Origin of the sequence: Halomonas sp. IOP_14, from assembly GCF_021021315.1 — a bacterium.
Lineage (GTDB): Bacteria > Pseudomonadota > Gammaproteobacteria > Pseudomonadales > Halomonadaceae > Vreelandella > Vreelandella titanicae.
This window is the reverse complement of sequence record NZ_JAINWD010000083.1, coordinates 1-243: the sequence shown is the minus strand read 5'-3', so window position 1 is coordinate 243 and position 243 is coordinate 1. Positions and strand designations below refer to the sequence as shown.

The window sequence follows — 243 nt, the reverse complement described above, 5'->3', positions numbered from 1 at the left end:
GGCAGTTCAAGTCTGCCCAGACCCACCAAATTCCTGTAATACTGCGTTAAAATGCTCCTCGTATAGCAGAGCAGACTATACGTCGTCGCATTTTGCCTTGTCTTACAGAAATTTGCGTGAATTTAGTATTGGGGCCATAGCTCAGCTGGGAGAGCGCCTGCCTTGCACGCAGGAGGTCAGCGGTTCGATCCCGCTTGGCTCCACCATTACGTTACTACCCTGTTTAATCTTCAATACCGTTTG

At 49.4% G+C, this 243-nt stretch carries 1 tRNA gene; it reads left to right on the top strand.

Annotated features, from left to right (window positions below):
- The first annotated feature begins 130 nt into the window (after positions 1–130).
- Positions 131–206, top strand: a tRNA-Ala gene (locus K7H09_RS23975).
- Positions 207–243 lie beyond the last annotated feature (37 nt).